This window comes from Streptococcus lactarius (assembly GCF_016642265.1).
Classification (GTDB): domain Bacteria; phylum Bacillota; class Bacilli; order Lactobacillales; family Streptococcaceae; genus Streptococcus; species Streptococcus lactarius.
Genome location: NZ_MRXX01000016.1, coordinates 5,509 through 20,709, shown reverse-complemented (window position 1 = coordinate 20,709; position 15,201 = coordinate 5,509). Strand labels below are relative to the sequence as shown.

Annotated in this window: 14 protein-coding genes; 6 read left to right on the top strand and 8 right to left on the bottom strand. The window is 41.7% G+C overall.

What is annotated here, in order from left to right; genetic code table 11:
- Positions 1–314 precede the first annotated feature (314 nt).
- Positions 315–599, top strand: coding sequence for a type II toxin-antitoxin system RelB/ParD family antitoxin (relB, locus tag BTU61_RS09875; protein ID WP_200773386.1), 285 nt, complete (start codon positions 315–317; stop codon positions 597–599).
- Positions 589–942, top strand: coding sequence for a type II toxin-antitoxin system RelE/ParE family toxin (locus BTU61_RS09870; protein ID WP_200773385.1), 354 nt, complete (start codon positions 589–591; stop codon positions 940–942). The genes relB and BTU61_RS09870 overlap by 11 nt, the downstream gene beginning before the upstream one ends.
- Before the next feature lie 786 nt (positions 943–1,728).
- Here the strand turns inward: BTU61_RS09870 and BTU61_RS09865 are convergent.
- From BTU61_RS09865 to BTU61_RS09835, 7 genes are all read right to left on the bottom strand, one after another.
- Positions 1,729–3,471, bottom strand: a complete 1,743-nt coding sequence (locus tag BTU61_RS09865) for an ABC transporter ATP-binding protein (RefSeq protein WP_200773384.1) — start codon at positions 3,469–3,471, stop codon at positions 1,729–1,731.
- Positions 3,468–5,195: an ABC transporter ATP-binding protein gene (locus BTU61_RS09860; RefSeq protein ID WP_200773383.1), complete on the bottom strand. Its 1,728-nt coding sequence runs from the start codon at positions 5,193–5,195 to the stop codon at positions 3,468–3,470. The genes BTU61_RS09865 and BTU61_RS09860 overlap by 4 nt, the downstream gene beginning before the upstream one ends.
- A gap of 417 nt (positions 5,196–5,612) precedes the next feature.
- Positions 5,613–6,812 (bottom strand): MFS transporter, encoded by a 1,200-nt coding sequence (locus tag BTU61_RS09855; RefSeq protein ID WP_200773382.1) that lies wholly within the window; start codon positions 6,810–6,812, stop codon positions 5,613–5,615.
- A gap of 58 nt (positions 6,813–6,870) precedes the next feature.
- Positions 6,871–7,608 (bottom strand): DUF1003 domain-containing protein, encoded by a 738-nt coding sequence (locus tag BTU61_RS09850; RefSeq protein WP_200773381.1) that lies wholly within the window; start codon positions 7,606–7,608, stop codon positions 6,871–6,873.
- Between the two features lie 68 nt (positions 7,609–7,676).
- Positions 7,677–9,020: an asparagine--tRNA ligase gene (gene asnS / locus BTU61_RS09845; protein ID WP_234700141.1), complete on the bottom strand. Its 1,344-nt coding sequence runs from the start codon at positions 9,018–9,020 to the stop codon at positions 7,677–7,679.
- A 153-nt stretch (positions 9,021–9,173) separates the two neighbouring features.
- Positions 9,174–10,352 (bottom strand): pyridoxal phosphate-dependent aminotransferase, encoded by a 1,179-nt coding sequence (locus BTU61_RS09840; protein ID WP_200773380.1) that lies wholly within the window; start codon positions 10,350–10,352, stop codon positions 9,174–9,176.
- A gap of 16 nt (positions 10,353–10,368) precedes the next feature.
- Entirely contained in the window at positions 10,369–10,815 is a 447-nt protein-coding gene (locus BTU61_RS09835; protein WP_200773379.1) for a cell wall elongation regulator TseB-like domain-containing protein, read from the bottom strand.
- A 257-nt stretch (positions 10,816–11,072) separates the two neighbouring features.
- On the opposite strand from BTU61_RS09835, the gene BTU61_RS09830 reads away from it, so the two are divergent.
- Entirely contained in the window at positions 11,073–11,519 is a 447-nt protein-coding gene (locus tag BTU61_RS09830) for a MarR family winged helix-turn-helix transcriptional regulator (RefSeq protein WP_187540004.1), read from the top strand.
- Between the two features lie 385 nt (positions 11,520–11,904).
- Here BTU61_RS09830 and yaaA read toward each other — a convergent pair whose 3' ends face one another.
- Complete coding sequence (yaaA, locus tag BTU61_RS09825; protein WP_200773378.1) at positions 11,905–12,630, bottom strand: peroxide stress protein YaaA; 726 nt, start codon at positions 12,628–12,630, stop codon at positions 11,905–11,907.
- Positions 12,631–12,729: 99 nt separating this feature from the next.
- Between yaaA and BTU61_RS09820 the strand changes: the two genes are divergently transcribed.
- From BTU61_RS09820 to BTU61_RS09810, 3 genes are all read left to right on the top strand, one after another.
- On the top strand, positions 12,730–13,197 hold the full coding sequence (locus tag BTU61_RS09820) for a DUF1836 domain-containing protein (protein WP_200773377.1): 468 nt from the start codon (positions 12,730–12,732) through the stop codon (positions 13,195–13,197).
- The gene (gene trhA / locus BTU61_RS09815; RefSeq protein ID WP_187540009.1) at positions 13,172–13,819 is read left to right on the top strand and encodes a PAQR family membrane homeostasis protein TrhA; all 648 of its coding nucleotides are present in this window, start codon (positions 13,172–13,174) and stop codon (positions 13,817–13,819) included. The genes BTU61_RS09820 and trhA overlap by 26 nt, the downstream gene beginning before the upstream one ends.
- Positions 13,820–13,893: 74 nt before the next feature.
- Positions 13,894–15,171 carry an aminotransferase-like domain-containing protein gene (locus tag BTU61_RS09810; protein WP_200773376.1) on the top strand — a complete coding sequence of 426 codons (1,278 nt, stop codon included), beginning with the start codon at positions 13,894–13,896 and terminating at the stop codon, positions 15,169–15,171.
- The last annotated feature ends 30 nt before the right edge of the window (positions 15,172–15,201 follow it).

The following is a 15,201-nucleotide window of genomic DNA, read 5'->3' as shown; positions in this document are numbered from 1 at the left end:
AAACTAAACAAGACTCTCGCAATTACTTCGAAAGTCTTGTCTTTTATTCTAAAACCATGCAATACGTAACAAGAGGCTGGGACAAAAGTCCTAGCCTCTTAATTGTTTTTGGATTGTCGAGCAAGACGCAGTGGTTGAGTGGGCTCTACTACGCTGATTTCATCAGCTTTTACAGCCCTACTCAACTGTGCGGAGGTGGGACGACGAAATCGAATTCTAACGAATGACCGATTTCTGTCCCACTCTCTTTTTTCTTGATTAAAGTCTATATCTAGTATATAATCAATCTATACCGTATAGATTGGAGATATATCATGGCTATAACTTTATCGAAACAATACAATTTTAAACTGAATGAAGCCACTATGGAACAAGCTCGAAAAATTATCAAGGAAAAGGGAATGACAATGACAGATGCTATTTCTTTATTTGTGGAGCAAATAGTCCTGGAGCAAGATTTGCCTATTAAGACGGCCGAAGATCTACGTAGAGAACAGTTGATTGAAGAATTACAAGCCCAATCTGAGCGTGCCTTGAGAGAATACGAGGCAGGCGAAGGAACTTCCCTAGACGATATGAGGGTACGTTATGGCTTATAAAGTGATTGCTTCAAAAGAGGTCGAGGAAGCTATCGACAATATACACGACTATATAGCTACGGTACTTCTATCCCCTCAATCCGCCAAAAATACTGTGGCTAAAATCTTGGACAACTTAAAAAGTTTAGAGATTTTTCCTGAAGCAGGCTTTGACACTGATGAGAAAATCGGAGTAAAGATTAACAGCAAGTATCCTTCACGAGGAAAAATTATAGACCAATATGTTTTGCTTTACTTCATTGACCAAAAACGAAACACTGTTTTTTTATCTCACCTATTCCACACTAAAAGTGACTACGTCACTTTGTTACAAAAAGACAATAAAAAAAGTACAAATACTTGAGACAACTTTCTTAAGTTTATAAGCTCCGAAACCTTAATTTTTGGTACCGTCTTGGTTTAACAATACGGTATATATATAATATTTTACAGCTATATCCCCTTTAGAAACCTTGATTGAAATCAGTCCAATCTTATTCAACAACGAGGATTTTCTATAAGTTGTATATAATTTCCCCTCTTTGAACTTTAGAGATGTTGGATGCAATAATGTTTTCTTGCCATACTTAAGGGACAAGTTATGAATTCCAAACATAAATAGACACTTCCTGATGATAACACTTACATCTAGCAATTTTGCTAGATGCTTTTTTTGTACTATAAAAGCATTTTCAAATTTAAAAATGCTTAAAAGACATATTAAAAACTTTCCTAAGGTGAGTACGGACGTTAGGGGAAATTATCCAGTGGATGATTTCAGCAATCCAGGAAGTACCATGACAAAATAAAGATACTAAGGGCGTCTGCGGATAAAGTCAAAATAGGGAGTTTGACGCAGAATCTTTCGATTCTAGGAGAACTTATCTTTTTGACACAATCCGCAGCCCGTGTTCAATTCATATTGAACCTCTTCGCTCTTTAATTCCTGGGCTCAGGCTAAAACAGTTTCCCAAACTGTTTTACTCTCAATAATTCCGAGTGGAGGCTGGGACAGAAGTCCTAGCCTCTTCTTGTTTTTGGNNGTGCGGAGGTGGGACGACGAAATCGAATTCTAACGAATGACCGATTTCTGTCCCACTCTCTTTTTTAGACTAAAAAAGCATTTTCAGGTTTGAAAATGCTTTTCATTCTAACGAATCTGTTGCTGAGCTGTCTGCATCTTGTAGTAAACACCTTGTGCTTGCATTAGCTCTTCATGAGTGCCATGCTCGACAATATCTCCATCCACCATGACAAGGATCATATCAGCATTTTGAATGGTCGATAAACGGTGAGCAATGATAAAGCTAGTCCGTCCCTTCATGAGCTGATGAAAGGCATCTTGAATCAAGACCTCAGTCCGAGTATCAATAGATGATGTCGCCTCATCCAAGATCAAAATCTTAGGAACCGAAAGGAAAACCCGCGCAATCGTTAAGAGTTGGCGTTGTCCTTGTGACAAAGATTCTCCTGCATCTGAAAGATAGGTATCATACCCTTGTGGCAACTGCCGGATAAAGAAATCCGCATTGGCTGCTTTTGCTGCTTCTATCACTTCTTCTCTGGTCGCATCTGGACGAGAAAAAGCAATATTTTCATGGATGGTCCCAACCTTAAGCCAGGTTTCTTGTAGAACCATGCCAAACTGTTGGCGGTAGGAAGCACGGGTGTAGTCCGTAATCGGCACCCCATCAATCGTAATCTTACCAGAATTCACTGGATAAAAACGCATGAGCAGATTGATCAAGGTCGACTTCCCTGCTCCTGTAGGCCCTACAATCGCTACTTTACTAGCAGCGGGGACTTGAATGGTTAAATCCTTGATCAAGGTCCGTCCTAAATCATAGCCAAATGCGACGTGCTCAAAGCCAATCGCTCCTTTAACATTCTGCGTTTCCAAAAATTGATGACCGGTTTCCTCAATCTCATCTTGATCCAAGACGCTGTACAAGCGCTCTGCGCAAGCTAATGCACTCTGTAATTCAGATAAGACAGAGGAGATGTCATTAAAGGGCTTGGTGTATTGGTTGACATAATTGAGGAAGGTCACCAATTGACCGACAGTAAAGTGGGATCCCGAAATAATACGAACCGCACCAAATCCAGCTACTACTGCATAAATCAAGGCATTCACAAAGCGAGTTGCAGGATTGACAGTCGAGGAATAAAAGACAGCAGATTGGGAATAATGGGCATAGTTTTCATTCGTCTCCTGAAAGGCCGCACGGAATTGATCCTGAGCGTTAAAGGACTGGATCAAACTTTCCTGGGTCAACGACTCTTCGATCAACTGAGTTTGCAGGCCACGCGCCTTGGTCTGCTTTTGGAAAAGTGTATAAGAACGCTTGGCAATAAAACGAGCAATCAAAAGAGACAAAGGAGTCAAGACCAGAACCGCTACCATCATAAAGAAATCCAATTCTGCCATGGTCACGATGGTCACAAGAATGGTTAAGAGCCCAACAAAGAACTGGTTGAAGACCATGAGAAGCCCGCTATTGAGTTGCTCCACATCGGTCGTGAGACGACTGACGAAATCCCCACTCCCTTGTTTATCCAGATAAGACAAGGGCAAGCGGTGAACTTTTTCCATCACTTCTGCCCTTAGGTTTTGGCTAAACCGATAGACCAATTGATTATAGAGAAGAGGATTGATCCATTGAATCAAGGTATTTGCCAAAATAATCAGCACCATCTGAATCAAAACGGGCAATAAAACTTTCATCCCTTGAGGATTAATGACCAAGTCAACCGCATGTCCAATCAAGATCGGTAACCAAACCGTTAAGGCTACTTGAGCAATGGTTCCGATACTGGCCAGAATCAGGAGACCGGGATGGTGAGCAAAATCTCTAAAGAGACGTTTTAAATAACTAGAACGTTTTTGACTCATGCTTCCTCCCTCCCGTGTTGTGATTCATGAATCTCTTGATAAATCTCATTCGTAGCTAATAGGAACTCATGATTGCCCAGGCCTACTTGATGGCCCTTATTCAAGACCAAAATCTGATCAGCCGACTTGAGACTATTGGTTCGTTGTGATACTAAGATCAAACTTGTGTCACTCAATTCTTCTTTAATTGATTTTAAGAGACGAGCCTCCGTCAAATAATCCAAGGCAGAAGTCGAATCATCCAATATCAAGAAAGGGGCCTTTTTCAAAAGAGCACGCGCAATGGTCAACCGCTGGCGTTGGCCACCTGAAAAATTTCGACCAAAGGCTTCTACCGGCTCATCCAGCTGTCCTTCTTTTTCACGAACAAAATCAGCCGCCTGAGCCGTTTCTAGTGCCCACCACAAATCATGATCCGACACCTTTCCTTCCATTCCCAGTAAAAGATTGGAGCGAATGGTTCCTCTAAAGAGCTCTGCCTTCTGCGGAACTACAGCTACCCACTCCCGCCACTCCTTGAGAGTTCTAGGAGAATGACCTTGATGATAGAGGGCTAATTTTCCCTGACTAACGGCATACAAATGACTCAATAACTGAACAAGGGTGGACTTCCCAGATCCTGTACCACCGATAATTCCCAGCATCTGTCCTTGGTAAAGATCAAAGGAAATTCCCTCTAGGGCTGGGCTTGAAGCCGTTGGATAGGTGAAAGAAACTTCCTCTGCACTGATCGCTTCTTGTTCTCTTGCGGTTTCCTCTGCCAAAGCTTCTAGGAGGTCTTCTTCTTTCAAATCAAAGATCTCTTGTACCCGCTCGGCTGAAATATAGCTGACATTTAAAGACGTGATCAGCATAGCCAGCTTGATCAATTCTGTTAAAATTTGCAATAAATAATTGACCAGAGCGACCAACATCCCTTGAGTCAGAAGACCAGCAGAGATGGTCAATTGTCCCTGCCAAATAACACAGACCAAGGTCGTATTGACCACAAGGAAGGTCAAGGGACTTACCAAACTAGACCAGATACCAGCGCGAATTTGCCAGACTTTGTAGTCCTGATTGACCTCTCTAAAATCTTCTAATTCACTAGCCTGTTGTCCAAAGGCCCGAATCACTCGCATCCCTTGAAATTGCTGACGCGTTACCGTAACCATTCGGTCTGTGATTTTCCGAATGGTTACAAAGAGAGGATTGACAATCCGAGACATGAGGACAATAATCAAGGTTAGAATCGCCACCATCCCCAAGAACCAAAGGGTTAGTTTCGGACTGATCGTAAAGGCCATGATAATAGAGCCAAAGACAATAATCGGCGCCCTCAAAAAGAGACGCAAGAAGAGATTGATCCCAACCTGGATTTGATAAGTATCCGAAGTGAGACGGGTTACCAAACTAGAAGTACCGATCCTATCTCGCTTGTCCTTTGGAAGGGACAAGATCTTATCATACAACTCCTTAGTCATCTCACGGGTAAAGCCGACAGCTGCTTTAGATGAAAAATACTGGGCCGTAATAGCTACGACAACACCAAAGCCGGCAAATAAAAACAAAACTCCGACCGTCATCACCACTCCGCTCGTTTCCTTTTGTGGAATGACCTGATCGACCAAGTGGGCAATGATTAAGGGAACACATAATTCAAAAATGGCTTCTAAAAGTTTAAACACGGGCCCTAAAAAGGTTTCTGCCAGATAGCCCTTAAAATACTTCAATAACGATTTCATGCGACTCGATTCTAATTGTAAAGGATGTACCTATTTTACCACAATTTTCACAGACAAAAAAACTCTCCCTGCATAGCAGAGAGAATGAGAACACAAATAAATTGCACTTTTATACAAATTTATTAACTTCTTTAAAGATAAAAAAATTTTATTTGTTAAAGTTATTCAATCATCTACTGTAACTTTCCGCTGTGAGAAAAGTGCTAGAAACACTATTGTTTCTAGCACTCGGAATTATTGAGACCTTAGGCTCAATAATTAGTCATGGAACTTCTTCGAAGTTCGCTGACGTCCGTCCTCGCCTAAGGAAAGTTTCTAAGATGACTTTTTCTTCAATCTTAATCTTCCTGCATAGCAGAGAAAGTTCGTTTAGTTTTGTTCTATTAAACCTTGCTAGACAAATGAACCGTCAGAATTTTATTCACTCTTTAGGCTCTTATTTAATGTCTTACCCATTTTCCCTAATTCAATCAGTAAGAGAGGGAAAGAGAATAAGGTTATAAGTCCTAGCACAATAAAGACTGCTACAAATCCATAACTATCAATAAACCAACCCGTCAGTGGGAAGATAACGATCATGGATAGACTAAACATCATCGAATTGATACTCAGCATGGTTGCACGCACACTGGACGGTAAATAGCCTTGTAACTCATTGTAGTAAATGGGTTGGTACACTGCATAAAGGGCATTGGTCAAGAGATAGACACTTAGATATGCGAATGGAGTCCTGAATGCGACCAAAAACAAGGCCAAACCTGTCAGTGCAACCAGAGTCGGAAAGACGCGATCACTATTCCATTTTTTTCCGATTTGACTAGCCAGATAAACCGCTAGGAGATTTAAGAGACTCCCAACAAGCATGACGAGCGATACTTGCCAACTAGCTAGGTCACTAATTTTCTGTTGGTAGTAAAAATAAAACATACACATGATGGTCCCTACCAACTGATAGGTGAGCATCCAGTAAAAAAGTACTGGTTTTTCCTGCCATTCTTGTTTGACTACCACCACTATCCGTTTTAAGGTAAGCCGGTCTCTTTCATTATTCTTGGTTTCAGGCTCCTTCATCAGAAAAATCAAGAGAATAGAAATCAAGGATAGCCCGATGGCAATATAATAGGTCCAAGCCAAGGCGCCATGAACAAAGAAACCAGCGACAACTGTACCTAAAGTTCGGGTGACTTCAGCCACACCAGACAAAAAGCTAGAAATTTGAAGATACCGGTCCTTTTGACCCGCTTCTACTGCTGAATCATATAAGAAGGCGGTACTGGTTCCTGAGTCAAAATTGTAGGACCAGGCATTGACCATCATGGCAAGCGCATAAATCCAGAAATTCCCCTGACCTAGTAAGATCAAGATAGAAGACACAATACTGGCCAAGCGAGCCAAATAGAGATTGGTCTTGTAGCTAAATCGATCAGCCAACATACCAGAAGGGATCTCACACAAGAGACTGGTCCCATGAAAGATACTCTCTAAGAGACCGATTTGAAGCAAGGAAAGACCATTTTGAATGAAAAATAAAATCCAAAAACTGGTGATTCCAAAATAAGATGTAAATTCCAGTCCTGCTAGGAGTGGAATATTGCCTTTGTAAGTTCTTTTAAACATTGTTTTTCCTCTTTCAATAGATTATATGAGTGTTTCTAAAAGACTTACTTAGAGTTGCCTACATTTTCTCCACCTCCTCCATCCTTTCTTGATTCATTTCCTGACGCAATTGGATGACTTGATTTGACAAGGATACCAATAATTCCGTTTGCAGCTTTTGAATTTCCAGTAAATCCGTCTGGTCTTGTTGCACCATATGGTCAATCTTCGTATGCAATAAACGAATTTCCCGTTCAGACTCCATATTGACGTTAAAGTCATTTCGCGCTTGCAAGCGATCATAATCTGCCGCCCGGTTTTGGCTCATCATGATCAAAGGAGCTTGAATGGCCGCAATCGTAGACAGGGCTAAATTCAACAAGATAAAAGGATACGGGTCAAAATTCCAGCCAAAAGGATGCACCACGTTAATCAGCATCCAGATCCCCATCATCAAGATAAAGGTGATGATAAAAGTCCATGACCCACCAAATCGTGCGACCGAATCCGCCACCCGCTGACCAAAGGTATAGCTAGCCGTCAAGCGGTCTTCAACGTTAAAGGGAGCCTCCGTCATAGGCAAGACTGCCGTCACCTGTTGCTTGATCGCCTCATTTTTCTCATTCGCCCGGTCAATAATTTGGGACAAATAATCCATACAATACTGACTTAAATTCTTGTAGGTAATAAAGTCATCCATCTGACTATCGGGATAAGAAATCTGCAACATGGTTTGGATGGTATGATCCAAGTCAGCAATCAAAGCACCATGAATACAATCATATTCTTTTCCATCAATGATATCTCTTTTCAGCATAAGAATCCCTTTCCTAATCATCTTGTGATATAAAAGTTAAAAACGCCTACCGGCGTTTTTACGTCTTTTTAAGGTTTGATACGGTGCAACATACGTGGGAACGGAATGGCTTCACGGATATGTTTTGTACCAGCCGCAAAGGTCACCATCCGCTCGATACCGATCCCGAATCCACCGTGTGGCACTGTACCGTATTTACGAAGGTCAAGGTAGAATTCATACTCTGTACGATCCATTCCAAGCTCTTCCATCTTAGCGACAAGAGCGTCGTAATCTTCCTCACGCATCGAACCACCAATGATTTCTCCGTAGCCTTCTGGTGCAAGCAAGTCTGCACAAAGCACGCGCTCTGGGTTACCAGGAACTGGTTTCATGTAAAATGCCTTGATAGCTGCTGGATAGTTGATCACGAAGGTTGGGATACCAAAGTGGTTTGAAATCCACGTTTCGTGTGGTGAACCGAAATCATCTCCATGCTCAAGATGCTCGTAATCAGCATCCTCATCACCCTCATGTTCTTGCAAGAGGTCAATCGCTTCATCATATGTGATCCGTTTGAATGGCTCTGCAATGTAGCGTTTCAAGAGCTCTGTATCACGTTCTAAAGCTTCCAAGGCTTGAGGAGCACGGTCTAGAACACCTTGAAGCAACGCTTTAACATAAGCTTCTTGCAAGTCAAGTGATTCATCATGTGTCAAGTAAGAGTACTCAGCGTCCATCATCCAGAACTCAGTCAAATGACGACGAGTCTTAGATTTTTCAGCACGGAATACTGGACCAAAGTCAAAGACGCGACCAAGGGCCATAGCACCAGCTTCAAGATAAAGCTGACCAGATTGGCTCAAGTAAGCTGGAGTACCGAAGTAGTCTGTTTCGAAAAGTTCTGTAGAATCTTCTGCTGCATTTCCTGAAAGAATTGGGCTATCAAATTTCATAAAGCCGTTCTTATCAAAGAATTCATAAGTTGCATAGATAATGGCATTACGAATTTGCATCACAGCAACTTGCTTGCGAGAACGAAGCCACAAGTGGCGGTTGTCCATCAAGAAATCTGTACCGTGTTCTTTGGGAGTGATTGGGTAGTCTTGCGATTCACCGATGACTTCGATGTCTGTAATATCGAGCTCATAGCCAAATTTAGATCGTTCGTCTTCTTTGACAATCCCTGTAACGTAAACAGACGTTTCTTGGCTCAAGTGTTTGATGGTATCAAATTTTTCAAGCCCAGCTTCTTCGCCAAATTTTTCGATAAAGTTTGGTTTGAACGCTACACCTTGGAAAAAGGCAGTCCCGTCACGCAATTGCAAGAAGGCAATTTTCCCTTTACCTGATTTGTTTGCTACCCAAGCACCGATGGTCACTTCTTGACCGACGTAGTCTTTTACTTCGATGATGGTAATCCGTTTTGTCATAATTCATCTTCCTTTTCTGGTTGTTCTTGTCCAAAGACATCATTACCTTTTATTGTAACACAATTCACCTATATACGCTAGATTCTACCTGCCAAAAATCTTGATTTTTTAACAGAAAAGATTCCCAGAATGCTAACTGAGAATCCTTATTGCTTATTTTTCCATAAAGGCCTTAAGGCAACGTACAGCTTCCTTGAGCGTATCCAAATCGGTCGCATAAGACAAGCGAACATTTTCAGGAGCACCAAAGCCAGCTCCCGTTACCAGAGCGACCTCTGCTTCTTCCAAAATCGCTGTAGTAAATTCCGTAACATCCGAGTATCCCTTCATCTCCATGGCCTTCTTGACATTTGGGAAAAGATAGAAGGCTCCTTGCGGTTTGATGGCTTCAAAACCAGGCACTTCATTCAAAAGAGGATAAATGGTATTCAAGCGCTCTTCAAAAGCTTGGCGCATGATCTCAATAGAAGATTGATCTCCTGTCAAGGCCTCAATGGCAGCATATTGGGAGACCGTCGTTAAGTTAGAAGTTGTTTGGCTGATGACCTTGGCCATGGCTCCGATAATTTCAGGATCCCCTACTGCAAAACCAACCCGCCAACCAGTCATGGCATAGGTTTTGGAAACTCCGTTAATCACGATGGTTTGCTTGCGAATCGCTTCTGATAAGCTAGAAATTGGCGTAAAGGTGTTGCCGTTATAGACCAAACGGCCATAGATATCATCTGCCAAAATCAAGATGTCATGTTCAACAGCCCAGTTACCAATTGCTTCTAGTTCTTCTTTGTTGTAAATCATTCCTGTTGGATTAGAAGGCGAATTCAGTAAGACCACCTTAGTCTTGTCTGTACGCGCTGCTTCTAATTGCTCTACCGTTGCTTTGAAGTGATTTTCTTCTGTTGTTTGGAAAGTAACAGGTGTTCCTTCTACCATCTTGACCTGGTCTACATAAGAAACCCAGCAAGGTGTTGGAATGATGACCTCATCACCTGGATTGATAACAGAAGTAAAGAAAGCATAAAGAATAAACTTGGCCCCAGTACCGACCACAACCTCATTCCGGTTCACTGCATAACCATAGAATTGTTTCATATAGTCACTAATGGCATCCTTCAATTCTGGAAGCCCAGACGCTACCGTATAAAAGCTGGCGCGACCATCCTCGATCGATGCGACTGCTGCTTCTTGAATGTTTTTTGGAGTCGCAAAGTCAGGTTGACCAAGCGTCAAACTCAAGATATCCCGACCTTCTGCAGCTAGAGCTTTAGCGCGCGCATTTGCGGCCAACGTCACGCTTTCTTCCATTTCCATTACACGATGTGATAATTTCATACCTTCTCCTTAACACTTACAATACACGAATGACTTTTCCAGTCTTAAAATCAACGACATAAAAGGAACTACCAGCCTTTACTTCCCAGATCGCCTTTCCTTGATAGCGACCAAAAGTAACCCGCTCAATGGGATCCTTACTTTTGTCCTTTACAATTGCAGAAGCTTTTTTCTGGCTGATCCCCTTGTTTAATGGGTAAGAATAAACGGTATGATTCTCCTTTGCCACAAGAACCGCCAGCTTTTGGCCTTCTTGATCTTCTCCCATCACTGTCACATAGGAATCCTGGCCATTAAAGACTGACGTATCCTCAATCTGAACCATCGTAGACCGAGATAAAGCCACTTGTTTGGCTTTAGCGATCCGATTAGATTCCTGGTCCACCGTATGAACGGCCAAAAATAAAACCGAAAAAATCCCTGTTAGCAATAAGAGGCAAATCCCAATAAGATGTTGCCACATGATAAAATGATTCTTTTTTTCTTTCACTCTCACATTATACACCAAAGCCTAGCAGAATTCTATAGATTTTTAAGAAAGATTTATTACTAATATTTCATCCCTTTTACAATATTTTAGTATAAATTTATTTGATAAACAAAGTAAAATTAACAACTGACGCCGATTTGTTTATAGTTAAATAAATTTGTTACATTTTTGTAACGAATTTGAAAATAAATTTAAAAGGCATAAATACTATTTATTGATAAAATAGAAGTATGGAAAATTTAAAGAGACTATTCAAAGAAGCAAACGTAGATTTAAAAACCATGATTGTCTTTCACAAGGCAGAGAGATTGATCCGTGCATCTGAGGCGAATATCTTTAAGAAGCACCAGTTAACACCAACCCAATTCTCTGTTTTAGAGACCTTGTACAGCAAAGGCGATCTCCGTATCCAAGATCTGATTGACAGTATTCTTGCGACATCTGGTAATATGACCGTCGTGATCCGTAACATGGTCCGTGATGGTTGGATTACCCGTGAGACTGATCCAGAAGACCGTCGCGCCTATCTGGTATCGATTACTGATGCAGGGCGTAAAAAAATCGAAGAAGCCCTTCCCGATCATATCAAAAACATCCAACGCCTGATGCAGGTTTTTAACACAGGTGAACAGGCTGAATTGCAAGAGCTTTTGAAGAAGTTTAAAACCATCGCCTAAACCACCACTAAAAAGAGCCATATGACTCCAAAATCTTCTATTTTGGAGTTCTGTGGTGAGGCATTTCCAACAATTAATGAAAAAATTCCTGATCCTGGTCAGGAATTTTTTAATGTAGACAAACTATTTTAATATTTGTTTAGCGATTCTACAAAAAAATGAGTTCAAATTTTTAAAATGAACAAGAAAATACCAAAACTTTCCGTCGTGAGAAAAGTGCTAGAAACACTATTGTTTCTAGCACTCGGGAGTTTTGGAACCTTAGGTCCAAAACTAAGTCATGGAACTTCTACGAAGTTCGCTGACGTCCGTACTCACCTAAGGAAAGTTTTTAAGAAGACTTTGTCTTCAATCTGAAATTCCTGATCCTCGTCAGGAATTTTTTTTAATCTTTTACAAATACCCACTCTTTTTCTCGTGACAGGTCCTGACGATAAGAAAAACCGGCCACTTCGAGTTTCTTCAAATCTTCTAACTGGTTTATTTCCTGCTTCATCATGGCTGTGACCATGGCCCCACGGGCTTTTTTTGAAATGGTCGAGTGAATTTTAAGCTTACCACCACGATTCTCCATAAATTTAATTTGAATCATGCGTTCACGAATGGCTTTTGAAAAGATCAATTCAAACTCAGATGACAAGAGAGAAAGAATTTGATCCTCTTCTACTACTGCCCGATCATAGCCCTCTTTCCAAATCGTTTTTAAGGACTGACCGTCCGGTTTTAGCTTCATCATAAAGTCCAAGCGATGGGGAGCGATTCCCTCGTAAGCAGGAATGACACCGTACAAAGCTGTGGTGATCAGCAAATGTTCTGAAAGATAGGTCTGCTCTTTGTCGGATAAATTTTTGCGCTCCATACTGCGGTACATGAGACCATCAAACAGTTCCAAGGCAGGATAAGACTTGGCTCTTCCATTGACCAAGGCTTCGATCCTTTCTTGCTCGACTTGAGCTCTCTCTTCTGAGATCGCATAGAAGCTAGCTAAGTCTTCAAGCGAGAAGTCCCCTAAGCTTTGGAGGATCTGTTTGGTCTGGAAGGATAACGGTTTGGGTACGACCGTGCGGCCTTTTTCATTTAGTTCTTTAGCGGATGGAATTAAAATTTTCATAGAACTATTGTACCATAATTTTGAAAATTCCTTGACAGGAGTTTTTTTTAATGGTATTATCTAGTTATTAAAACTAGATATAAGAAAGGTGAAAATTCTGTGACTACATTTCACTATCCTAGTTGGGAAGAGCTTCCTGATTTGGATCTCTATCTGGATCAAGTATTGCTCTATGTCAATAAGACCTGTGCACCGGTTCTTTCTTCTTCAGACAAAGGCTTAACCGCTGCTATGATCAATAATTATGTCAAACACGGCTACGTCGAAAAACCAGACAAGAAGAAATACCAGCGCCATCAAATCGCTCGCTTGATCGCCATTACGACCCTGAAGACCGTCTTTTCTATCCAAGAGATCGCTTCCACCTTGAATTACCTTCACCAGCAAGCGAACTCAGACCTTCTCTACAATAGTTTTGTCGATTATCTCAATGAGCAAAAAGAACCAATAGCTCCCATTATCCGTGCAGCTTGCCAGACGGTTCAACTGTATCTTGAAACCGTCTCTTATATTCAACCAGAAAATTCGGAGGACATCCCTGATGAACTACACCATGAAACTAAGTAAAAAATTATCCTTTGGAGAAGAAATCGCAAATAGTGTAACCCATGCTGTTGGGGCCTTTCTCATGCTGATTCTTCTCCCGATCTCTGCCATCTATAGCTTTGAACAGCATGGCCTTCTCAGTGCTGTTGGAACATCTATTTTTGTGATTAGCCTCTTTTTGATGTTTCTTTCCTCGACAGTCTACCATGCTATGTCCTATGATTCGCCTCAAAAGTATGTGCTTCGCATTATTGATCATTCCATGATCTACATTGCCATTGCTGGTAGCTACACACCGGTTGTCTTGACTTTGATGAATAACTGGGTAGGCTACAGTATTATCCTGATCCAATGGGGGACGACCATCTTTGGAATCCTCTACAAAATCTTTGCTAAAAAGGTCAATGAAAAATTCAGTCTTGCTCTTTACTTGATCATGGGCTGGTTAGTGGTCTTTATCATTCCACCCATCATTCGCCAAACCACTCCGATTTTTTGGGGCCTCATGCTCATGGGTGGTCTTTGCTACACAGTGGGTGCTGGTTTCTATGCTAAGAAAAAACCTTACTTCCACATGATTTGGCACCTCTTTATTCTAGCTGCTTCTGCTCTTCAGTATCTAGCCATTGTTTACTATATGTAACCGAGAGCCACTCTTCGGAGTGGTTTTTTTGTCGGTTTTTCTGTACAATAGAAAAAAACTGTACGGGGACAGTCATGACCAAAACAAGTAAATACAAAGACATCATTCATTATCTAAAAGAAGCCATTCAAGAGGGGCAACTCGCAACCGGGCAGAAAATCCCGTCCGTTCGCCAGTTGGCTCGTCAGTTTTCTTGTAGCAAGGATACGGTCCAGCGGGCCTTACTGGACTTGACCTACCAACATGTGCTCTATGCCAAACCCCAAAGTGGTTACTATGTCTTGGAGCAAGAGTCGAATCAACATGAAGATCTCCCCATCAAATTAGAGGAGGATCGTAACCAAGCTTTTGAGGACTTCCGGACTTGTATCAATGAGACCTTAATTGGTCGCGAAAATTATCTCTTCAATAACGTTTTTGACCAAGCAGGTCTTCCTGAGGTACGAGCCTCCATTCAAGGCTTACTAGAAGACGAAGGTATCTATTCTACAATAGATCAGATTGTATTGACCACGGGCACGCAACAAGCTCTGAACATCCTCAGTCAGATTGACTTTCCAAATAAGAAATCTCAGATCTTGATTGAACAGCCCACCTATCACCGTATGAACCAGCTGCTCTCTGCCCAACAGCTAGCCTACCGGACCATTCAAAGAAATCTAGATGGGATTGATCTAGAAGAGCTTGAAGCCATTTTCAAAAGTGGGCATATTAAATTTTTCTATACCATTCCGCGCTTCCACTATCCGCTTGGCCATAGCTATCTCACAAAGGACAAGGAAGCGATTCTAGCCCTAGCGGAGCGTTACGACGTCTATATCGTAGAAGATGACTATCTAGGAGATCTGGATGGGCACAATGCGCCTTCATTTCACTATCTGGATCGCCACGATCGCGTGATCTATATCAAGTCTTTTTCAACCAACCTCTTCTCGGCCCTTCGGATCACTTCTATGATTCTACCCAAGAACCTTGTAAATCCAGTCTTGAGCTATAAAACCATTCTGGACTATGATAGTAACCTCATCATGCAAAAGGCCTTAAGCCTATATATCGAAAATGGCATGTATCTGACCAATAAAAAACGACTCCTCACGAGACGAAAAAAGGAAGAAGAGACGCTTCAGGCCCTGCTGGCTGATTCCTCCCTTCTTCCTCATCTCACACTGATTCATGACGGGGTCTTGCTGGATCTCAGTCAGGTCAAATCCTTAGCAAGTATAAAACATAGTGGCCTTGCACTTGACTTCTTTGAAGAGGCCTATATTGGAGCTTGTCCCTACCAACTTGCCAAAATCCCAGCAGCAGCCGTCGCCACAGTCTTACCAGAACTGAGTAACTTTTTTGAATAGGAAAGAGTCTAGGACAAAAGTCCTAGCCTC

Bases quoted from the DNA above. Each gene is read 5' to 3' on its own strand.
- relB (WP_200773386.1), top strand. From the start codon at position 315: ATGGCTATAACTTTATCGAAACAATACAATTTTAAACTGAATGAAGCC.
- BTU61_RS09870 (WP_200773385.1), top strand. From the start codon at position 589: ATGGCTTATAAAGTGATTGCTTCAAAAGAGGTCGAGGAAGCTATCGAC.
- BTU61_RS09865 (WP_200773384.1), bottom strand. From the start codon at position 3,471: ATGAGTCAAAAACGTTCTAGTTATTTAAAACGTCTCTTTAGAGATTTT.
- BTU61_RS09860 (WP_200773383.1), bottom strand. From the start codon at position 5,195: ATGAAATCGTTATTGAAGTATTTTAAGGGCTATCTGGCAGAAACCTTT.
- BTU61_RS09855 (WP_200773382.1), bottom strand. From the start codon at position 6,812: ATGTTTAAAAGAACTTACAAAGGCAATATTCCACTCCTAGCAGGACTG.
- BTU61_RS09850 (WP_200773381.1), bottom strand. From the start codon at position 7,608: ATGCTGAAAAGAGATATCATTGATGGAAAAGAATATGATTGTATTCAT.
- asnS (WP_234700141.1), bottom strand. From the start codon at position 9,020: ATGACAAAACGGATTACCATCATCGAAGTAAAAGACTACGTCGGTCAA.
- BTU61_RS09840 (WP_200773380.1), bottom strand. From the start codon at position 10,352: ATGAAATTATCACATCGTGTAATGGAAATGGAAGAAAGCGTGACGTTG.
- BTU61_RS09835 (WP_200773379.1), bottom strand. From the start codon at position 10,815: ATGTGGCAACATCTTATTGGGATTTGCCTCTTATTGCTAACAGGGATT.
- BTU61_RS09830 (WP_187540004.1), top strand. From the start codon at position 11,073: ATGGAAAATTTAAAGAGACTATTCAAAGAAGCAAACGTAGATTTAAAA.
- yaaA (WP_200773378.1), bottom strand. From the start codon at position 12,630: ATGAAAATTTTAATTCCATCCGCTAAAGAACTAAATGAAAAAGGCCGC.
- trhA (WP_187540009.1), top strand. From the start codon at position 13,172: ATGAACTACACCATGAAACTAAGTAAAAAATTATCCTTTGGAGAAGAA.
- BTU61_RS09810 (WP_200773376.1), top strand. From the start codon at position 13,894: ATGACCAAAACAAGTAAATACAAAGACATCATTCATTATCTAAAAGAA.